Genomic DNA, 403 nt, shown 5'->3' on the forward strand with positions numbered 1-403 from the left:
GACGAATACCACCGTGGAAATCGAATTTACCGTAACAGATAACGACAGTGGAGTGAACCCGGATACAATTACGATTAAAGTAGATTCAAGTTCCGTGACACCTACTAAAACGAAGGTGACAAATGGGTATAAGTGTACGCATACGATCACCCTGAAAGATGGAAGTCACACAATAGAAATCAATGCGGCGGATTTTGATGGAAATAAAGTGGCTGCAAAAACAGTTACATTCAAAGTCGATACGGTTCCGCCGACATTAAATCTTTCCTCGCCGACGGATAATCTGATCACAAACAAAGAGTCATGCGTGGTATCGGGGACTACAAATGATGTAACCAGTCCGGCTTGTACTGTAAAGATTACATTAAATGCGGTAGATCAGGGAGCAGTAAGTGTAGCAGGG

Annotated in this window: 1 protein-coding gene; it reads left to right on the top strand. The window is 42.9% G+C overall.

Annotation, left to right across the window (positions count from 1 at the left end; all coding sequences use genetic code 11):
* A partial coding sequence (locus tag ACTQXY_RS15605; RefSeq protein ID WP_441660226.1) for an Ig-like domain-containing protein occupies positions 1–403 on the top strand: 403 nt, incomplete at both ends.

It is taken from the genome of Faecalimonas sp. LCP19S3_D12, from assembly GCF_052121495.1.
Classification (GTDB): domain Bacteria; phylum Bacillota; class Clostridia; order Lachnospirales; family Lachnospiraceae; genus Faecalimonas.